This is a genomic window from Veillonella sp. 20925_1_51 (assembly GCF_041431445.1).
In the GTDB taxonomy this organism is placed as follows: Bacteria; Bacillota; Negativicutes; order Veillonellales; family Veillonellaceae; genus Veillonella; species Veillonella nakazawae.
In genome coordinates, this window is sequence record NZ_JAPVXT010000009.1 from 44218 (window position 1) to 66061 (window position 21844).

A 21844-nucleotide genomic window follows, 5' to 3' on the forward strand; every position below is an offset into this window, starting at 1 on the left:
GATACATATGGTAGATATCATATTTGTATCTACCATATTATCTACATAGTAAATTAAAGGGATTTGTAAGTTAAAGGATGATCTATGAGCACTGTGACGGCTATTATCTTAGCTCGCAACGAAGAAAAACATATTGTAGATTGTATTAAAAGTATTCAATTTGCTGATGAAATATTAGTTATTGATGATGGAAGTACAGATCAAACGGTACCTCTTGCTACTAACTTGGGGGCTAAAGTTATACCACATCCTCTGAATGGAGATTGGTCACAACAACGACGCTTTGGTATTTCACAAGCCCAGAGTGAATGGATTTTATTTGTTGACTCTGATGAGCGTGTATCACCAGAGTTAGCAAAGTCTATTCAACGAGCTATCCAAGGTGAACCAAAGGCTTATTGGCTACGAAGATATAATTTGTTCCATCACAATCCAGCTACTCATGGTGTGGTGAGACCTGATAAGGTGTTACGATTGATGCCTCGAGAGGGAGCCACTGTAGAAGGTGCTGTTCATGAAGCCTTTATCAGTCCGTATCCACAAGATACATTAGAAGGCAAATTGTATCATTATACTTATGATAACTGGCATCAGTTCTTTGAAAAGTTCAATAAATACACTACAGCAGCGGCCAACAAGTACAAGAAACAAGGGAAATCTTGTAGTTTTTTAGGGGATATTATATTGCGTCCAACATGGGCATTTTTTAAGATATATATTTTGCAAGGTGGCATATTAGATGGAAAAATAGGTTTTTTATTATCTATCTACCATATGATGTACACCATGACGAAATATGTAAAATTATATTATTTAAACAAATCTAATGGGCAATTATAATCAGTAATTTAGTATAGTAGATTACTATGGGGAATTATTGTTCTTGAAGTAGATATGGAAGTATGAATGAGTGAACAATTTTTTCTATCCCTACAACAAAATATAAAACTAATGCTTTGGGCTCCTATATTGAGCACCATCTTTCGAATCATATTCATGATTGTGTATAATCCTTACCCTACATGGAAGGGACGCTGGAAATCTGTATTAGGTTCATTTCGTTACGGCTTTTGGTGGGGCATGGATTTTGATGCTTATGTATTCTTACTACCCTTAATATTGGTGACGCTCCCTGCATTATTATTTGATGGGTATCACCAAATGGAAGATACTGTACGGTTAGTGGGATTAACCATTTATTCCTGCATACTTTACGCAGCTTTTGCAGGAAAAATGATTTTTTATAAGCATTTCCATGATACGTATAACTATATGGTTCATTATGGAAATCATGCAGAGAAACGTAATTTGATTGATGTATTCTTTAATCAAGATCGAGGAATTCTCGTCATTTTAGGATTGATTCCTATTACGTTTATATCCTGGTATATGGGAGATTTCTTCTTATCCTTGCCATCTATACCCTATCCAACTATTGAAGGAACTTGGCCTACTGTAGCTTGGAATATAGGTCTTGTAGCTGCCTCCGTTTTGGGGTTTTATTGGTTCCGCTATGGTGGAACCTTATCTCATGATGATAAACCAGAATGGGATACGATTCCTACAGTGGTAAAAGAGGATATATTCTTTGCTCGTGCTACAGTGCCGGATCTATGTGCCTTAGAAACGGTGCTAAAACATCCCCTTCGTGATGAATATACCGCATCTGCTGAGGACATTGATGACGCGATTCACCGTATTATTCCTAAGGAATATAAAGATTCTTGGCAGGATTTGAATACACCGCTTCATGCATTCAAGCGCGTTGCATCAGGTCCTCGTATTGATAAACCACAACATATATTCTTTATTGTTGGTGAAAGTATCCCACAATGGTCTCTTGATAAACCTTATAAGGAACTTAATATATGTCCTGGTTTATGGGATTTTAAAGATAATCCATATACGGCGCAAGTACCTAATTTCTTGCCTGCTGGTAATGTATCTCGTCCATCCATTGTGAGTCTATTATCTGGTGTCTATGATGCGGGCATGGAAATCAATGAACGGGAAGCCTTCTGGCATGAACCATTGCCGACTTCTTTGGCATCTCAAATGAAGCGTTTAGGTTATGATACGATTTATTGGTATGGTGGTAATGCCTCGTATGGTAACTTTAATCACTTTGGCAAGGCTCAAGGATTTGACCGCGTAGAAAGTGCTTCCGTTTTTTGTGGTCCCCATGCACCTAAGACTTGGGTAGGCGTTTATGACCATGTATTTTTAGAACATATTGAAGAGAAAATCAAATCTTTAGAACATCCTACATTCCATTTTATTTACACTACATCCAATCATGGTCCTTATAAAATGGAGGATTCCTTATTAGATTATGATCCTGAACAGGTGATGCCAAACCTTGGAGATGATTTAAAATTCAACAAGAAACGCAATAAGGAATTGGCTACGTATCGCTATAGTGATAAGGCTATTTTTAACTTTATTAATGCTATGAAAGAGGCCTTTCCAGATAGTTTATTCGTTGTCACTGGTGACCACTCTAATCTATTTGGCTCTTTGAATAATACATCCTTAATTCAACGAGACTATACCTTGCGCGACACATTCTGTACCGTAGGATTGTTGCAACATCCTGCTTTCACTAAAGACACGATTACTGCGCCAATTGGCACGCATATGAGCCTCATGCCTACCATTATTGAAGCTATTGCACCAAAGGGTTTTGAATATTATTCCATCGTACCGTCCTTGTTTGATGAACAGCCAGATACATTAGTTACACCGTATCAATGGATTACGCCTCATATGATGGGCGATGTTCGTATGGATTATGGTGAAAGCAATATACCATCCTATAAACCGGTTGAGCCAATTCGCCCTATTAATAATCATTGGGACGATGCGCGAGATTGGACAATGTTGACCATGTGGCTTATTAATCATGAGGACAGCATGAATAAGTCGTAGTATAATTAAATGATAATAGTCTATTGATGTATATGTAATCACTATTTCGTATACATCAATAGATGTTACTATATGTGTATTGATATGTGTATGATAGGAGGAACCTATGTCTATAATCAATGTTGTAGGCGCCAAAATTTGGGGTGGCGGTGAACAATATGTATATGATATTTGTAAGCAATTACAACAACGACATAGGACTGCGTATATCTTAGTGGACCAATCGAATGAAGATATGCAATCTCGGTATGCCCAAGTGGGCCATGTGATGACTGCCAATCTCTATACCTTGAAGGGTTTTCTATCTGTTAATGCCGTGGCTAAACAGATGAAAGAACAGGGGATTAATACGATTGTATGCCACTCCGGTAAATATATCTTATTCTGTATTGCTCTTAAGCAGTTAACAGGTGCTAAATTGGTGTTTATAAAGCATAATCTTGTACCTGGTAAAACAGATATATATCATAGATGGATCAATGCACAAGTAGATGCCTTCGTTTGTGTGTCTAAACTTGTTTATGACGATCTTATGACGCCTGCTATTAAGGATACTAGCAAATACCATGTTGTATATAATGGTATCGACCCGAACCGATTCCAGTCTTTTTCAGATGCTGTTCCCATGAAGTATAAGGTTAGAACCTTTGGATATAGTGCGCGTATAACAGAACGGAAAGGTTTGTATCTGATTTTAAGCGCTCTGGAACAGATTCATCAAAACAATCCCGATGTTCGATTGATTATATCGGGGGCTGGTACAGAGGATCAAATTAAGAAATTAAAAGATTATATACATGCTCATCAAATGCATTCTTACGTTGAATTTATAGGATTTACACGAGATATTGAAGGTTTATATAGATCCATAGATTGCTTACTATTGCCAACGATAACGCGTGAAGCCTTTGGTCTCGTTATTTGTGAGGCTATGTATTGCGGTGTACCAGTCATTACAAGTGGCTCTGGGGCTCAACGAGAAATCATAGACGATGGTGAATCTGGATTTATTGTAGATCCTTTGAACGAACACAGCTTACAACAAGCTATGGAACATGTGATGAGTGATGCTGTAGACTTGCCAAATATCATCACAAAGGCACGACAAGTTGTGGAACAGCGATTCATTGTTAATCGTGTGGCAGATGAATTAGTTGCGATTATAGATAATTTACACTCCACTGATAAGTAATGATAAGGTTTGGTAGTTTTTAGTGGATAGGAGTTTGAGATGGGATATTTAGAAACACAATGGCAGCGAGGTCGTAAGATTTACGGCAAACGTAGTTGGAGGGAAACACGACGCACTTTCCTTCATACAATGCGCTCTATCCGCAATAAACGAGAAATAGAGGCACTAGAGAGCTATTTTGCAAGCTATACGCCAGATCCAACATTGTTAGACCTTCAAGTTGGTCTATTTGAGTTAATGACGCGATATTTCTTGTTTAAAAGCTCAACACCACAGGAACGATTAGAGGCTATTGTTAATCATTTTGATTATTTGAAAGATGTGTTTACAGATGAAGCCATTCGCGAAATGTACTCTGTAGATCCAGATAATATTTATGACGATGTAAGCCGTATGAATCGTGGTTTTATCGTATGGGAATCAGAAGACCTTGATATGGTGGCCCGTTTATATTATGGACCGGGTCAACGAAAAGAAGGTTTTTTAACCTTGTTGTTAACCTTGGGTAAACAAGGCGTATACCATGCTAACTTCCGCTTTGGTAAAGGTTTTAATGGAGAGCCGGCTATGTGGATTGGCACGATTCAAGGATATAAAGATGGCCTTGATAATGCTAAAACAGTTACTAAAAAGATGTTTGGGTATCGACCAAAAAACTTTATTATGTTCCTATTACGCCATATTGCGGTCCTTTGTAAGGTCGAATCCATTTATGCCGTATCTGATGAAGGCTTTTACGCGAATACCCACTTAGTTCGGGGGCACCGTGCTAAGGTAGCTGAGCTAGATCCATTGTGGGAGGAATCTGGTGGTGTTGTATGTAGTGATGACCGTTTCTTCAACATTCCATTAGAGGAATATCGTAAACCTATTGAAGAAATTAAATCACAAAAACGTAGCCAATACAGAAAACGCTATGAATTACTCGATCAATATGAGCAAGAGATTCAAGATCATGTACGACCATTGTTACGAGTAAAATAATATCTATAAAGGGAATAGATACCACTATGATAAATAGTAGATTATAACTATGTTGGGAAAAAGGGGTTAGTATGCAATCTTGGATAATTAAGAATTCTGAAATGGTCCTGACCGTACTCATTTCACTCATGATATGTACGACGCGGTCATCTATGGCATTAGGGAATTTAATATATAGCCTTATTATATTGATGACCTTAGTAACTTGTTGGTATAGACGACATGAAATCTCTGTACCACAGTCCATACGCCAATATGGATGGGCTTATGTAGGCATGTTACTATGTGTATTGCCTTCCGCATTAATTAGCACTGATATAGCGGTGACTACTAAATATTTCTTCAATATTTGGGTTTGGAAGGTATTAGTTATCGTACCCATTCTGCTATGTATTAAGAGTTCTCGCAAATTATATGCTATTTTATCAGTATATTTTGTGTATATGGGCGTTGATGCTGTATCGGCCTTTGCACAATATTTACTGGGCTATAATGTAGGACTAGAAGGTCGTGCAGGCGGTGTTATTAATGGCTCTGTGATGGGACTAGCCATGTTATTAACATTGGCCTTTCCATTGGCATTAATTGCTGCCTATTATAAGAGATTTCCTTCGTATGTAAGAAAATCAGCTGTATTTTCTTTGTTTGGCATGCTTTTAGGAATGTGGGGGAACCAAAGTCGTGGTTCCTGGTTATTTAATGGTATTAACGGTATACTCATAACATTGCGCTATAGCTTTGTTAATATTCGCTATATGTTGGTACTACTTGTAGCCGTTGTAGGTATAGGATATGCATTTACTAGTAATCCTGCCTATATGGCTCGTTTTGAAAGTACCTTTAATACGACTACGAATGGTTCCAATTTAGGTCGTATCTATGTATGGGAAGCAGATAAGCAAATGATTATGGATCATCCTGTAACAGGTGTTGGTCCTGGATTATGGCAAAAAACATATCGAGAACACTATAAATTAAAACAAGAAACTCAAGATCTAGGCCATTCTCATAATAATCTATTGCAAATAGCCTCTGAATCTGGCATATTAGGGCTCATTGGATTCTTAGGATTTTCATTCTTTATATTCTGTAAATCTTTGATACATTATGTTAAATCAAGAAATCCTTATGATTTATCAATAATGGTAGGCTTTATTAGCTATTTGTTTTTGTTTGGATCTATAGATTATACGTGGGGAAATTCTTCGGGCATTCGCATATTTTGGATTGTTATGGGCATCATGATTCAATTGAAAATAAATGAGAATCACAAGATTATTTAGGAAATATTTACGCATTATTTAATTGGTTTTTATGCCCAATTTAAATAGACTGAGAATCTCCAAAAAACTACATAAAAGATAGCTAAAATCTATGGTTTTTCATAGTTTTAAACTTTTGAATATGATACAATATAAGTAATTATTGGTACATTGTATTCGTATGTTTTAGAGGTTGTTTTCTTGAAAATTGTATTGAGAAAACAACCTTTTTTTATAGTTTGGGGTATTAGTATGAATAGTTATGGATATAATAATCACAACAAGTTGCTTGTTAGTAAAATAATAGTGCTTATAGCCGATTATGTTTCTATTGTTTTGGGGACATTAGCAGCTTATTATTTGCGGTTAAACTTGCCATTTTTACCAGTTAGTCCACATTTTAAGGTAGATGAAATCTATGTATATGGCATTATACCTCTTGTGTTTTTAGCCATATTACTTCTTAATAATGCATACTCTGTAGTATCTCCTTATTGGGATACTATGAAGAACTTATTCCGTAGCATCACTATCGGCGTAGTTGTATCTATTGTGCTTATGTATACAGGGCACGTAATCAACGATGTATCCCGTTTATTTGTTGTCTTTGCTTACTTATTCATGTTGCTCTTTATCTTTAGTTCCCGTTTTATTGTAGGGAAGATTCTTTCTAAGGCCGGATATTTAACGATACCAGTTTTATTAGTTGGTGCAGGTAAAACAGCAGAGCTCGTAAAGAAATCGTTAGATCGCATGCCTATTGCTACTTACAAGATTATTGGTTATGTAGATGATAAGCCAAAATCCTCTACCATTGCTAAAGAATATCCATGTTTAGGTGCTTTTTCCGATGTTGAACATGTTATCAAAGATACAGGCGTACAAACAGTTCTTATTTGTGCACCAGGGTTAGAACCTAAAAAGTTAGTATCTTTGATCAATCGATTGCAATTATTGGTAAAACGAGTAGCCTTTGTGCCTGAATTATTTGGTTTGCCCACGAGTAATATTACAGCTCGTGGCATGATGGAAGAGCAAGCCGTTGTATTGCGAGTACAAAATAACTTGGCTCGCAAGTCTAACCGCATTATGAAGCGCATATTTGATATTGTAGCTACCGTATGTGGGGGTCTCTTGATTTTGCCAATTTTAGCCATTGTAGCCGTACTGATTTATCTAGATTCTCCAGGGCCTATCGTATTTGGTCATAAGCGCGTTGGCCAAGGTGGTAAAGAGTTCCCGTGCTATAAATTCCGCTCCATGGTGCCGAATGCACAAGAGGCATTAGAGGTATATTTGAAAGAAAACCCTGCAGCCCGTGAGGAATGGGAACGAGATTTCAAATTGAAGGATGATCCTCGTGTTACTCGTATTGGTAAATTCCTTCGCAAAACAAGCCTTGATGAATTGCCACAATTGTGGAATGTTCTCGTTGGCGATATGAGCCTTGTAGGTCCTCGTCCTATCGTGCGTGATGAAATCGTAAAATACGGCGACTATATCAACGACTTTTACCTTGTACCACCAGGGATTACTGGTGTATGGCAAGTTAGTGGTCGTAGCGATACTACCTATGAAGAACGGGTGTTAATGGACTCTTGGTACGTTCATAACTGGTCCGTATGGATCGATATAGTTTATTTGTTAAAAACAGTATTGGCTGTGGTGAAATCAAAAGGAGCTTATTAAATAGCTTTTTACCATAACCTTATAATTAATAGGAAGTCATATGAGTACATATCTTATTTATATTGCGCAGGGCATTGGTGATTTTGTTATTGCTATGCCGCTTATTCAAAGCATTAAGTCACAAGATCCATCAGCTACCGTTGATATATTTACGTGTAGTGATAAACGACGTATAGGTCTAAACAAAAAGATGGTGGACTTGCAAGGGGATATTCGTCATTGTTACTACTATACAAAGGAAGAACCATTACATTCCTTAATGTTTTTGTTGAAAGCCGGTTATCATAGTTATGATTATGGTATTGTACTTGAGCATTTGAATTCTAAGTATATGTCATCGTGGCCGAGCAAAATTATTGATTTCTGTTGTAAAACAACAATAGGTGCATATAATCCATATAATGGTGCGACTTATAAAAAGTCCATTAATCGGCCAGATAGTTATTATATATATGACCTAGAAAATGATATCTTGAAACAGTTAGGTTTTGAGCCAACTATTATGAAGCGTGAATCATATTTTCTTGATAAAAATCCTGTATCAGAACCTATCATTATTAATCATCCTTCTATTGTATTCTGTATAGGTTCTGGTCATGTAGCAAATGAAAAGTTACATTATCCTTATGCATTAAGTCTTAAATCATGGCCCACTAAAAATTGGGTAGAGCTTGGAAATAAACTAGTTGAAAGGGGTTATGAGGTTATCTTTATTGGTGGCTCAATGGAACAAGGTATGATTGAACCTTATTACGATGAATTAGATTCACGTATTGTTAGTTTTATAGGAAAACATTCTATTAAAGAGAGTTTTCAAGTGGTACGAGAAGCAGATCTTGTTGTCGGTGTAGATACAGGACTTATTCATGCGGCATCTATACAGGGAACAGCTACATTAACACTTTTTGGTCCTACAGACCCAACTATTGTAAAACCATTTGGTCCATATAGTGAGATTATTCATAATACTGTAGAATGCTCACCATGTTTAGGTTATGATCATTCCTACACATGTACTAATAACAAATGTATGCAAGGAATTTCAGCAGATCTTGTATTAGATTCTATATTACAAATTTTTGAGAGATAGAGGTAGATTCATGGATAGTTATTTATTACTATTAATATCTTATGTGATATTTGTAGTATTAGGCTATAAGAAATTTGAACTGCCTATCATATCCCCTACAATGATTACATTGGTATCTTTAACGATTGTTATTGCTTTGGGATACTGGTATAGACATGAAATGGGAACAGACCTTTACTTTTATACTTTTATAGTAATAGCTCTTGGTGGAGGGGCTATTTTAGGCACTGGTTATGTTGTACATAGATGGGCTAAACTTAATTGGGGAGACCAAACATCTATTGAGTATAATTTTGATAGTAATCGCTACCCTTTAGTGGGAATAGTAAAACTTCCTGTACGATATAAATACATATCTATGTATATGATATTTTTTATTTTGTTTTCTTTGTTCTGTGTATTCATTAATACGACTGGTGATAGTGATGTTAGTCGTATGACTCAATATAGAAATATTCTTTTATATCCTCAACAATATTATCATACGAAGACTTTGATTTTTATTAATTCACAATTCTATAAGATTGCTTTAATACTAACATATATATCAGCTTATGTAGCAATCTATAATGGCGTTATCCTTGATAAACCTATTTTTAAGGGAACTGGTCTTATTATAATTGTGGGCCTTTTTTGTATAGGTAGTTCGATTGCTATGGGTGCACGTCAACCAGCTATTGAGATATTTATATTTATGATTTTGACTTATTTATTTTTTATGGTAAAAGAGGGATATGTTAATCAAAGTAAGAGATTTTTATTTAAGCTTATTCCTATTACTATAGTTAGTCCGTTTGTATATATTCTTTATGGCATTTTAGTAGGTAGGCAAGATGGAAATAATATTACACTAGAACGTATAGCGGAGTTATTAGCAGGCGGTATTTATGCATTGAATGCTCATATATGGGAGCCAGCACGTACTATATATTTTGGACAATCTAGCTTTGCTGATATATATGATAAATTGATTAATTTTGGCTTGTTACCAGAAAGAGCACGAATGGCTTATCATGAATTTGATAAATTTGGCAATACATTATCTTTATTTGGGCGTTGGTATGAAGATTTTGGTATTTTGGGTGTTATTATTATGAGTATTATAGTGACTGCTTTATTTTCATTAGCCTATGAATATCTACAACGTCGCTCTAATGGCAATATTTGGACTCATGTTTGGACAGCTATTTTTCTTACTGAACTAGTATCGCTTGTATGGGCGGGCTATGATGATCGCATCCGTGCATTATTAGCATTTTCTCAATTTGTTATTGTTGGGTTAATAGGTCTATTTATTTACGTAGGTTATCGAGTAAAGATAAAGCAACCAAAGAGGTAGATTATGAATATTTCCATCAAAAAAAGAGATATTCTATGGTCTTATGGAAGTATGGCTCTTACGATGGCAGTAAATCTCTTATTATTGCCACTTTATATCTATTTCTTTACACCTGATATGGTGGGACTATGGTATGTATTTATTAGTATAGGATCTATTGCCTTACTATTTGATTTTGGCTTTTCTATTACCTTTGCTCGTAATATCACGTATTGCTGGAGTGGAGCTCAAGAACTTAAAGCAAATCATGTTGTTTTTTCTGAATCAAAAGAGGTTAATTTTTCATTATTAAAAGCTATCCTTAAAGCTTGTCAATCGATTTATGCTATCTTAGGTGGTAGTGCTTTAGTGTTAATGTACACTTTAGGAATGTACTATATAGGTAGCTTAGTTGGTCCGAATTCTCACTGGGAAGCCTATATCGCATGGGCTGCATATGGATTTGGAATTTTTTTAAATCTTTATTACAGCTACTATATCTCATTTCTTCGAGGTGTAGGCGCTATTACATTGGCTAATAAAAGTATTGTTTATGCTCGTTTATTGCAAATGGTATTTACGATTATTTTACTTTTATTGGGCTTTGGTATTATTGGGGCGAGTATAGGTTACCTTATATATGGTCTTGGATTTAAAATCTTTGGGCATAGATATTTTTATAAATATGAGCATATTGGTGAGAAATTGAGAGCTGCTACAAATCTTGTTGCTGCATCTACAGCAGATATATTCCGAACTATTTGGTATAATGCGTGGCGAGATGGGATTGTATCTATATCTAATTATATATCAACTCAAGCAACTATTATTATTTCATCATTCTATTTAAGTTTGGCACAAACTGGTATGTATTCCATTGCTATTCAACTGACTACTGCAGTATCTGTTGTTGCTAGTACACTATATAATACATACCAACCGGCCTTTCAAAATGCATATATAACTAAGAATCAACCTCGTTTGAGAGAATTATTTTCTTTTTCGGTGACGCTATTTATTGTGATTTACTGGATAGGGATATTTGGATTATGGCTTGTTGGATTGCCACTATTAAATATGATTAAGTCTAATTTTGTTATTTCTGATACAGTTCTTTGGGGCGCAGGTATTATGCAATTTGTCATTTACTATAGAAATTGCTATACATCTTATTTCTCTTGTACTAATCGTATTATATATGTAAAAAGCTTCATTTTATCTTCTGCAATAGGTCTTTTGCTATCTCTTGTATTTATGGAATTTTTCGATTTTGGTATTTTGGGGTTACTTGGTGGGATAATTTTATCTCAATTGATGTATAACAGTTGGTACTGGCTCTATAAGACGCATAAGGAAATGGAGATGAGTTGGATAGAATCTATTGTGAAAGGTATTGAAAGTGCTCTTAGTAAAGTTAAGAGGTAAATTATGAATACAGAACCAATACGGGTTTTGCAAGTCATTGGTATCGTAGCTGGTGGCGGAGTAGAATCCGTTGTGATGAATTATTATAAACATATAGATCGTTCAAAGGTACAATTTGATTTTGTTGTACATGATGACAATATCGTAGATATTACAGATACAGTTGAATCTATGGGTGGTAAAGTTTATAAAGTACCATCGTACTCTAAAAATATATTTGGTTTTATGCAAGGTGTTTATCATATAGTGAAAGAACATAAGTATAATATTGTTCATTGCCATATGACGACATTGGGCGTCTTTTCACTAGGGCCTGCATGGATGGCAGGTACTAAAGTACGTATATTGCATGGACATAATACAACAGTTAAAAGTGAAACTAAGCGTAATATTATGAAAATGGCTTTACGACCTCTATCTGTATTTGTAGCTAATAGATACTTTGCATGTAGTAAGGTGGCAGCATATTGGCTATATGGTTCTAATAAAGCTTCACAAATTATAAATAATGCAATTGATGTAGAATGTTTTCAATATAACGAAGAGATGCGCGAAGAATTGCGAAGTGAATTAGGTTTAGAGGATAAGTTTATTATTGGTCATATAGGACGATTTGTATATCAGAAAAATCATGCGTATATAATACGACTCTTTCATCAAGTAGCTCAACAATTGCCATCTGCACATCTTGTGCTTGTTGGAGATGGACCATTGCGAGAAAGTGTATTAAATCAACTGAAATCATTAGGACTACTTGAGCGAGTGACTTATTTAGGTTTACGTGATGACGTTCATAATTTGTATAGTCTCTTTGATATATTTTATTTTCCGTCTTGGTATGAAGGGTTAGGGGTAGTGGCTATTGAATCTCAAGCAGCGAAATTACCAATATTGATGAGTAATTTTGTACCAGATGAAGCTATTATTGATCCTTCATTAGCAAAAAAAATAGGCATTACTGATGAAGATATAGCTATTTGGATTAATGAAACTAAGCGTATTTATAGTAATATAAACCATCTTTGTAATGGTGTAAATAGTCGTATTGGTATAAATAATTGTATAAATACTGAGGGTTATAATATTCAATTAGAAGCAAAACGTTTAGAGGAACTCTATTGTGAATACAGTAAAATTTAGTACTAAACAATTAAATATTTTAGTCGAAATTATGCATGGTTTAGGAGATACAGTATGTGCTTTATCATTACTAAAAGGTGTACGATATTTGTATCCTAATGCAAGGCTGACTGTACTTTGTAAGATGAATGCAGGCCGTGACATTATTGAAAGTTCACGTATTCCAGTAGATGAAATTATTGTTCTAGATGTATATAAAGATATATATATAACTTATAAAACAATACTGAATCTTAGAAAACATGATTTTGATATTGGAATTAGTGCAGGCATTACTCCAGTAAAAAAATCAAAACTTTTTATGAAACTTTGTGGAGTAAAGAAACATATAGGGTTTCAAGCTTCAGGTACTAATAAATATGACTATGATATACATTTTGTAGAAGCTAATGTGAAAACTTTAGGTTTAGAATTTAGTGATAAATTAAAACCACAATTATATGTAGATTCTGATAGTGATGAATTTGTAGAATCTTACTTTAAAATGCTAGAAAAAACTAAACCAATTATTGGATTATGTATCGGTAATGCAGATCCATCCCTTACTAATCGTTGGTTAAGGATTGGTCGTGTTTTTCCAAAAGCGTGGGGCATTACAAAGATGCATGATCTTTTAGACTTATTAGTGAAAGATGGAAATCAAGTTGTTTTAATTGGTGGATCTCAAGAGATACCATTATTAGAAGAGCTGAATGAGTTTTTAGAGTTACCACAAGTTGTGAATTTAGTGGGTAAATGTAGTATTAAACAAAGTATGGCTGCTATAAAGCGATGTACTTGTTCTATAGGTATTGATACAGGGATGCAACACATTGCAGGTGCTTTATCTGTACCTACAATATCTATATTTGGACCTACAAATCCTAAATATATAGGAGCTTTTTCAGATTGTAGTTATTTTGTAGAATATGAGACAGATTGTAAATATTGCTTTGGAACAAATCAATACGTTCATTGTAATCATCGTCGTTGCTTAACGGAAATTAGACCACAACAAGTGATAGATATGGTATATCAGGTTTTAGAAAAAGCTAATTATAAGAAAGTATAGTATTTTAATATTTATTATATTGTATTCGCTATATGGGGAAATATATGAACAGGAATTTGGGGATTGAACTATTTCGTATAGTTTGTATGCTGTTAATAATAGCATTTCATATGTCAGATCATGGTGTTATATCTATTAATAGTGATATGCCTATTACAGGAAATTGGTTAACACTCGCATTTGCAAGATTGGGAGGCGCTATAGGTAACTGTGCATTTGTAATTATTGGTGGCTATTTACTTTGTACAAAAGAATTTGATAGTCGTCGTATTATAAAATTATGGTTACAAACATTTTTTTATTCTGTTGTTTGCGGTCTTATAGCTTTCAAAATGGGGATTATTGATATAAGCATAAAAAAGATCGTAATGATGTTATTGCCTATTACCTATAACGAATATTGGTTTATATCATCTTATCTGATTTTAATACTATTAGTACCTTTTTTAAATCCGTTATTACATAATATGTCGAGAAATAAGCATAGGGGATTTATAGGTATTGGCATACTTATATTTAGTATTATTCCAACCATAACTCGTGATTTTTGGATGGATTCCAATAATTTGATACTATTTTTTATAGTATTATATGCTATTGGTGCCTATATAAAAATATATTCAATTCAAGGTAATAAAAAGTATATTTTATATGCTGTATTATTAATGACCTTTGTAGGGACTTCTATGTGGATTGCAGCTTATATAAATCAGACTTTTAATAAAAATATAGATATTTTTACTTTAGTATGGCCAACATATAGATTTCCTGGATTGTTAACAGCATTATGCCTGTTTCTAGGTTTTAAGGATTTAAAATTATCTTATGGTAAAACTATAACATTTTTCTCTACATCTGTATTTAGTGTATATCTTCTCCATATAGGGCGCTTACAGAAATGGATATTCTTCGAATTATTAGATGATACCTATGTTTATACTCAATGGTATTTCCCTTTATGGTTACTATCAATAGTATTACTTGTTTTTGTATCCTGTGTGCTTATTGATAAAGTTCGTATTTATTTAGTCGAGCGCCCAATGGAACCATTAGTAAAGTCTCTGGCAGAACGAATAAATATATGGCTTAAAAAGAAAGAGATTATATAGGTTTTATTGTTTGGATAATCATATAGTTTTAGTATTAATTTATTTTAGTATGGGAGAAAGTTTTTATGGATGTTATTACACAAAGATTTGATGATCATTTAGATACTCATACGAAGATGCGTAATTATATTGCAGAGATTCGAGTAGTTGCGGATATATGTAAGAATGCTCTTGATAAAGGACATAAAATTCTTTTCTGTGGTAATGGGGGATCAGCTGCTGATGCTCAACATTTGGCAGCTGAATTGGTAGGACGTTTTGTAAAAGAACGAGAGTCTTTACCTGCTATTGCACTTACAACAGACACTTCTATTTTGACAGCTATAGCTAATGATTATTCTTATGATGATGTATTCTCTCGTCAAGTAGCTGGTTTGGGACAGGCTGGAGATGTATTAATAGGTATTTCTACATCAGGAAATTCTAAGAATGTGGTTAAGGCCATAGAACTAGCAAAACAGAAAGGTCTAAAAACTGTTGCATTTACTGGTGAAGGTGGCGGTATACTTGGTGCTCTTTGTGATGCGGTAATAGCTGTTCCATCTAAGACTACAGCACGCATTCAAGAGATGCACATATTGGTTGGACATATTGTTTGTGAATTAGTAGAGGAAGATTATGATTAAGAACACTATTAATAAATTCTTACATGATAGTCTGCCTAATCTTCGTATAGCTGTCATTGGCGATCTAATGGTAGATCGTTATGTTTTTGGTGATGTAAGTCGCATATCTCCAGAAGCTCCAGTTCCTGTGAATCGAGTAAAACAGATGAAAGAAGTCCTTGGTGGGGCTGCAAATGTTGCTGCGAATCTTGCTAATTTGGATGTTCATGTATATGTCGGTGGAGTCGCGGGACAAGATACCCATGGAAACCTTTTACAAGACTTATTAGATTCTAATGGTATTGATAAAAGTGGTGTAGTAATTTCACGAGATCGATCTACCATAACTAAAATGCGAATTTTAGGTGATCGTCAACAAATGATGCGGCTAGATTTTGAGACAGTACGAGATGTTGAGCAACAGGAAGAAGAAGAACTTATTTCTTGGCTAGACTCCCTCTGTCAAAAAGGGTTAGATGGTATTGTTATATCTGACTATGGAAAGGGAGTTTGTACAGATAGTATTTTAGAAAAGATTTTTAACCTAGCTAATTGTTATAAAATACCAACAATTGTTGATCCTAAAGGTAGTCAGTGGGAAAAATATAATGGTGCCACTTATATTACTCCTAATGTAAAGGAACTATCTGAACGGGTTGGCTACTCTATTACAAATGATGATGATAAAATAGTTACTGCAGCCAAAGAAGTTTTAGCTACTAATAATATTCAATATATCATTGCTACTAGATCTGAAAAGGGAATTTCTATTATTGCTAGAGATGGTCGAATTTGGCATAATCCTGCTACTCAACAAGATGTTTTTGATGTATCTGGTGCGGGTGATACAGTTGTTGCTACTATGATTTGCTCTATTGCTGCTAATCTTTCTATGCGGACAGCACTTCATGTAGCTAATGGAGCAGCTGGTATCGTAGTATCTAAAGTAGGTACTTATCCTATTCATCGACAAGAGTTAATTGATTTGTGGATGTCTCTGCAAGAAGGAAAATATGTAGAAAAGTCAGTCTATTCTTGGAAAGAGATGAAGAGCATAGTTCAGCAATGGCAAGATCGAGGAGATATAGTTGTTTTTACTAATGGGTGCTTTGATATTCTTCATAGAGGGCATATTACGTACTTGCAAGAAGCGGCTCAACTAGGTGATCGTCTTATTATAGGACTAAACTCTAACGATTCTGTAAGGCGTCTTAAAGGGGAAACTCGCCCTTTAGTAGATGAAGAGGATAGAGCTTGTTTATTGAGTGCTTTAGGCTGTGTAGATGGTGTTGTACTTTTTAATGAAGATACTCCCTCTCAATTATTAGAAATTATTCGACCTAATATACTTGTTAAGGGTGGCGACTATAAGGTTGATGATGTAGTTGGTCGTGAATTCGTAGATTCCGTACAAATTTTATCCTTTAAAGACGGATATTCAACTACTAATGTGGTAAAGAAAATCGCTAATTTAGTAAAGGAGTATAAACTATGATAATCGTAACAGGTGGTGCTGGCTTTATTGGATCAAATTTGGTAAAAGCACTTAATGAACAAGGGCGTAATGATATTATTATTGTAGATGATTTGACTGATGGTCGTAAAACACGTAATCTAACTAATTTAGACTACTTTGATTATATTGATTGTATCGATTTTGATCGTGCTATTGCTGAGGGTAATTTTGACTGTGGCCCTATTGATGTAGTTTTTCATAATGGTGCATGTTCTGATACTATGGAGTATAATGGACGTTATATTATGAAAAATAACTATGAAGGTTCTCGTAACCTTTTCCATTATTGTCAAAATCATCGTATTCCATTTATTTATGCCTCATCTGCCTCAACTTATGGTTATGGGCATAAGGGGTTTCGAGAAAGTCTCGAATGTGAAGAAGCATTAAATCCATATGCATACTCAAAGTTATTTATGGATCGATATGTACGTAAATTTGAAAATAAATTGGTGTCGCAAGTAGTAGGTCTTCGGTATTTTAATGTATATGGTCCTAATGAATGTCATAAGGATAAGATGGCTTCTTTAGTGCGCCAAATGTTTTATAAAAATCAAGAAACAGGTGAAATCACATTATTTGAAGGAACTGATGGATATGAAGATGGAGGTCAAACTCGTGACTTTATCTATGTAAAAGATGTGGTTAATGTAAATCTTTTCTTCTGGGAACACCCCGAATTATCTGGTATCTTTAACTGTGGTACAGGTCAATCTCATACTTTTAACAAATTTATGCAAGCTGTTATAGATTATTCAGGTAAGGGGAAAATTAAATATATTCCATTTCCTGAAGTATTAAAGGGAAAATATCAATCTTTTACAGAAGCAGATACAACTAAATTGCTATCTGTTGGATATGATAGAGGATTCACAAAGATGGAAGATGCTGTTGCTGAATATTGTGAGTTGCTTGCAAATAATGAAGGCTATATTCGTAGGTAGATTATAGTTTTTATCTATTTATATTAGTAGAACTATATTATTAAATTATAAAAATTGAATACTTCATAGTAATTGCATATAACTTCTGCAGAGTCTATATTAATATTAGTACTTTTAATTAAAGTTAATAGAAGCAATTTATATATGAACCATAAAAAGGGAATTTTCATTCTATTTTTATGGTTCTTTTTGGTTTCTCTTATATTATAATTTTAAATAATTATTAAATCTAAATAGACTTTATACTTATTTTATTGCTCTATAACGGTAGAATCTTGTACAATATATTCATGAATGAATAATTCATGAATATATTGTAAGAATTAGTTTAATTGCATTATATGTTAGTGGAGCATTGGTATGAAAAAATATGTCTTATCTGTAGGGGACAGAAAGCCTGTACATATTGAAATTATGAATGTTGATAATAATGTGCTAGTTAGTGGAGAATTACGTACATATCGACTTGATTATGATATGGAAACGAGTGCGGTTATTTTGCGTTTTTCACTACAAGAATCAGATATGATATATTCTTTACAGCTAGGTGAAGCTGAGGATGTGTTGGCAACAGATTTTATGACTCCCCAAGAAATATTCTTTACAATCGTAGGATTCTTAGGCGAGGTTATTCATAGTGCGAAATCATTTGGACGTACGTTAGCTATGAAGCTTGATAATGATACATCTCGTGTGTATGTGAAGGATTTATTACAATCTAATGATAGCTATCGTGTATTTATGGGGGCACTAACATATTAATATAAACATATTTCACTTATTCATAGAACCTATAGAAAAAGTTTAATTGAAGACAGTAGTTGTAAGAGGTAAGATTCATTCAACTATTGTCTTTTTTTTATTATATGACTTTTCACAGATTAGAATAATGAGACATCTTTCGTTAATTTTCTAGATTTTATGCTCATCTTAATGATTATTAATATTTACATGCTATACTGACGATGTTTAGTATGAAAGTATGAATTCCATGGTGTATAAAAGGGAATTGATAGGGAGTAATCTTCACTTTCAAAGGCCAAAATAACATTACTCGTTACGAAATGGCGCAAATGATTGCAAAAGCTATGGCGAACCAAGATCGTGCCAATGCAGAGCAACAGGCTATGATTAATCGCTTGGCTGATGAATTCTCTAATGAACTGAATAATTTGGGTGTTCCAATTCAATGCAAAGGTTAATGATCGCACTGACGTTGTAGTCCGTACTACAACAGGTAATATGGAACTAGGTGATTCTTTTCAAACATCCTCTTCTGGTTCATCCCTTCGCAATAGACCAACAAATATTCATTTCGACCGTGCTTATGTAAATCATAAATTTGGTGAACGCGTATCTGTGAAAGCAGGTCGTTTCAATCAAATGATCGGCAATGGCTTAATTTATGACGATGGCTTTGACGGTGTTCAATTCAACGCAGGCAATCATAAGCTTAATTTCCAAGCAGCATATGGTTATGGTATTGAGGGTGGTTTTGCTACCGATATATATGGTCAAAACTCCATCGATAAAAACGGAAACTTTACCATGGTCTATACAGGTTTAAAAGGTCAACTTAACGACCATGTAAACCTTGGTGGTTTCTATACACGTGTAAATAAACGCGTAAATGGCGAAGCTAAAAATATGTACGGTTTCAGTTCTGACTTGAATTTTGATAAAGTTTGGGTTGGCGGCGAATGGGTGAAAGCAGCTAGCGTATCTAATGGTACAGCTTGGTCTGCTGGCCTTGGCTATGGTGATTATAAAATCTCCAAACGCGGTACATGGGATGTAAAAGCGCAATACTTCAACTTTGGCGATAACATTGCCCTTCAATCCTCCCGTTGGGAAGTACCATATGATGCGACAAACCGTTATTATGATCCTAACTTCCATGGTGGTCCAGCTTATGTTACTAGCTACCGTGGTTACAGAGGTTGGTTGGCAACAGCTCACTATGCGTTGCAAGACAATGTAGGCGTAACAGGCTACTATGGCTTTAATAATAAAACAAATAAGAGCATCGGTGACAACGATAAACTTCCTAACTACTACCGTGTAGACCTTAACTACCAATTCTAATACATAAGTAAGTAGAATCATAATAAAGGGGCTGTAACAAAACAGCCCCTTAAGCTAAACAAGCTATTAGTTGATTTTATATGATCAACTAATAGCTTGTTTTCTTTATTTCTAAGAAAAAAGGGGGTTATAGGACAAAAAGTGTTGCTCTTAATGCCGATGGAGCTAGTTAAATACTGGCTCTATCGGCATTTTATCTTTTTGAGTAACTTTTACATATAGGACAAAAAGTGTTGCTAAAAAGTCTGAACCCCCTTGATTTTACTGACTCAAATAAGGTTTTATCTTTCTAGAAAGATATATTTTTTAGAAGGAGTATAATTATGAAACTAGTCAGATGCCCTAGTTGTGGTTTCATTTGTAAGAAAAATGGTAAAACAAGTGCGGGTTCTCAACGTTGGTATTGTAATCAATGTTCTTGCTCATTCACAAATAAAGTGAATAAAACTAACAATAATTTACAGATGTTTTTGGATTGGTTATTTGGTAAACACACACAGTTAGATATGTCTGGTGATGGACGTTTATTTCGGAGAAAAACATCACAGTTTTGGGAACTTTGGCCGTTACCACTAAAAGTTGAATCATCAAGTAGCGTAGTATTTGTTGATGGTATTTATTTAGCTAGAAATGCTTGCATTTTAATCTGTTGTAATGAGACGCATGTCTTAGGATGGTATGTTTGTAGATATGAACATTCTAAGGCGTGGGAGGTTTTATTACGACGTATTTCACCACCTACAGTAGTTGTATCCGATGGTGGTACCGGCTTTCAAAAGGCATTAAAAAAAGTTTGGCTAAAAGCCAAACTACAAAGATGCTTATTTTACGCATTTCAACAAGTAAAACGCTATACAACAATACGTCCTAAAACGATTGCTGGCTGTGAATTATATGGAATTGCAAGGGATTTATTAACGATACACACGCAAGATCATGCCGTGAAGTGGGTGCAAAATGTTATGTCATGGAAAGTACGACATAGAGTATTTTTATCAGAAATGACAGTTGATGAAAATGGTACGATACGACCTAAACACGAACGACTTATCAAAGCAGAAAATTCCTTAGTTAAATTAATTAATAACAGATGTTTGTTTACTTACTTAGATACATCGTTGAGATGTACCTGTCCAGCTACTAATAATCGTATAGAAGGTGGCATAAATGCTCAGTTACGCGCTATGTTACGTAATCATAGAGGAATGTCTATTGAAAGACGAATAAAAGCGGTATTCTGGTGGTGCTATATGCACTCACCGAACCCGCTTTCTAATGCAGAAATACTTAAGGTTATGCCGACCAACAAGAGTATTTCCGATATATATCATACCATACATGAACAATCTAGGTTAGAAGCCTCTATTCCAACTTGGGGTGATGCTATTGTTTGGAGTGATTTGCATAATTATGATTGTCTATTTACCAATCTTTGGGGACTGAAATAGCAACACTTTTTGTCCTATAACTCCCATTTTCAGATGAGATATTAATAGGTCGAGGTAT

The 21844-nt window shown here is 34.6% G+C and carries 17 protein-coding genes and 1 pseudogene; all 18 read left to right on the forward strand.

The window, feature by feature from the left end:
• The first annotated feature begins 84 nt into the window (after window positions 1–84).
• The 18 genes and pseudogenes from O3607_RS08980 (at window position 85) to O3607_RS09065 (ending at window position 21786) form a co-directional block, all read left to right on the forward strand.
• Window positions 85–840: a glycosyltransferase family 2 protein gene (locus tag O3607_RS08980; RefSeq protein WP_371443725.1), complete on the forward strand. Its 756-nt coding sequence runs from the start codon at window positions 85–87 to the stop codon at window positions 838–840.
• A 66-nt stretch (window positions 841–906) separates the two neighbouring features.
• Window positions 907–2928 (forward strand): LTA synthase family protein, encoded by a 2022-nt coding sequence (locus O3607_RS08985; protein ID WP_371443726.1) that lies wholly within the window; start codon window positions 907–909, stop codon window positions 2926–2928.
• A 106-nt stretch (window positions 2929–3034) separates the two neighbouring features.
• Window positions 3035–4120, forward strand: coding sequence for a glycosyltransferase family 4 protein (locus O3607_RS08990; RefSeq protein WP_295201071.1), 1086 nt, complete (start codon window positions 3035–3037; stop codon window positions 4118–4120).
• 39 nt (window positions 4121–4159) lie between these two features.
• Window positions 4160–5104, forward strand: a complete 945-nt coding sequence (locus O3607_RS08995) for a VirK/YbjX family protein (RefSeq protein ID WP_371443727.1) — start codon at window positions 4160–4162, stop codon at window positions 5102–5104.
• Between the two features lie 71 nt (window positions 5105–5175).
• Window positions 5176–6387 (forward strand): O-antigen ligase family protein, encoded by a 1212-nt coding sequence (locus tag O3607_RS09000; RefSeq protein WP_371443728.1) that lies wholly within the window; start codon window positions 5176–5178, stop codon window positions 6385–6387.
• A 231-nt stretch (window positions 6388–6618) separates the two neighbouring features.
• On the forward strand, window positions 6619–8055 hold the full coding sequence (wbaP, locus tag O3607_RS09005) for an undecaprenyl-phosphate galactose phosphotransferase WbaP (RefSeq protein WP_371443729.1): 1437 nt from the start codon (window positions 6619–6621) through the stop codon (window positions 8053–8055).
• A gap of 40 nt (window positions 8056–8095) precedes the next feature.
• The gene (locus tag O3607_RS09010) at window positions 8096–9145 is read left to right on the forward strand and encodes a glycosyltransferase family 9 protein (protein WP_371443730.1); all 1050 of its coding nucleotides are present in this window, start codon (window positions 8096–8098) and stop codon (window positions 9143–9145) included.
• A gap of 10 nt (window positions 9146–9155) precedes the next feature.
• A complete protein-coding gene (locus tag O3607_RS09015) occupies window positions 9156–10484 on the forward strand; it encodes an O-antigen polymerase (protein ID WP_371443731.1) in 1329 nt (442 codons plus the stop codon).
• A gap of 3 nt (window positions 10485–10487) precedes the next feature.
• Window positions 10488–11888, forward strand: coding sequence for an O-unit flippase-like protein (wzx, locus tag O3607_RS09020; RefSeq protein ID WP_371443732.1), 1401 nt, complete (start codon window positions 10488–10490; stop codon window positions 11886–11888).
• Between the two features lie 3 nt (window positions 11889–11891).
• On the forward strand, window positions 11892–13028 hold the full coding sequence (locus O3607_RS09025; RefSeq protein WP_371443733.1) for a glycosyltransferase family 1 protein: 1137 nt from the start codon (window positions 11892–11894) through the stop codon (window positions 13026–13028).
• On the forward strand, window positions 13009–14079 hold the full coding sequence (locus tag O3607_RS09030; protein ID WP_371443734.1) for a glycosyltransferase family 9 protein: 1071 nt from the start codon (window positions 13009–13011) through the stop codon (window positions 14077–14079). The genes O3607_RS09025 and O3607_RS09030 overlap by 20 nt, the downstream gene beginning before the upstream one ends.
• 44 nt (window positions 14080–14123) lie before the next feature.
• A complete protein-coding gene (locus O3607_RS09035; protein ID WP_371443735.1) occupies window positions 14124–15188 on the forward strand; it encodes an acyltransferase in 1065 nt (354 codons plus the stop codon).
• 65 nt (window positions 15189–15253) lie between these two features.
• Window positions 15254–15814: a D-sedoheptulose 7-phosphate isomerase gene (gmhA, locus tag O3607_RS09040; protein WP_371443736.1), complete on the forward strand. Its 561-nt coding sequence runs from the start codon at window positions 15254–15256 to the stop codon at window positions 15812–15814.
• Window positions 15807–17288 carry a D-glycero-beta-D-manno-heptose-7-phosphate kinase gene (rfaE1, locus tag O3607_RS09045; protein ID WP_316114513.1) on the forward strand — a complete coding sequence of 494 codons (1482 nt, stop codon included), beginning with the start codon at window positions 15807–15809 and terminating at the stop codon, window positions 17286–17288. The genes gmhA and rfaE1 overlap by 8 nt, the downstream gene beginning before the upstream one ends.
• The gene (gene rfaD, locus O3607_RS09050; RefSeq protein WP_371443737.1) at window positions 17285–18253 is read left to right on the forward strand and encodes an ADP-glyceromanno-heptose 6-epimerase; all 969 of its coding nucleotides are present in this window, start codon (window positions 17285–17287) and stop codon (window positions 18251–18253) included. Before rfaE1 ends, rfaD begins: the two co-directional genes overlap by 4 nt.
• Before the next feature lie 360 nt (window positions 18254–18613).
• A complete protein-coding gene (locus O3607_RS09055; RefSeq protein ID WP_316114515.1) occupies window positions 18614–19015 on the forward strand; it encodes a hypothetical protein in 402 nt (133 codons plus the stop codon).
• 260 nt (window positions 19016–19275) lie between these two features.
• Window positions 19276–20338 (forward strand): annotated as a pseudogene (locus O3607_RS09060) (hypothetical protein).
• Window positions 20339–20661: 323 nt separating this feature from the next.
• Window positions 20662–21786 carry an IS1249 family transposase gene (locus O3607_RS09065; RefSeq protein WP_371443738.1) on the forward strand — a complete coding sequence of 375 codons (1125 nt, stop codon included), beginning with the start codon at window positions 20662–20664 and terminating at the stop codon, window positions 21784–21786.
• Window positions 21787–21844 lie beyond the last annotated feature (58 nt).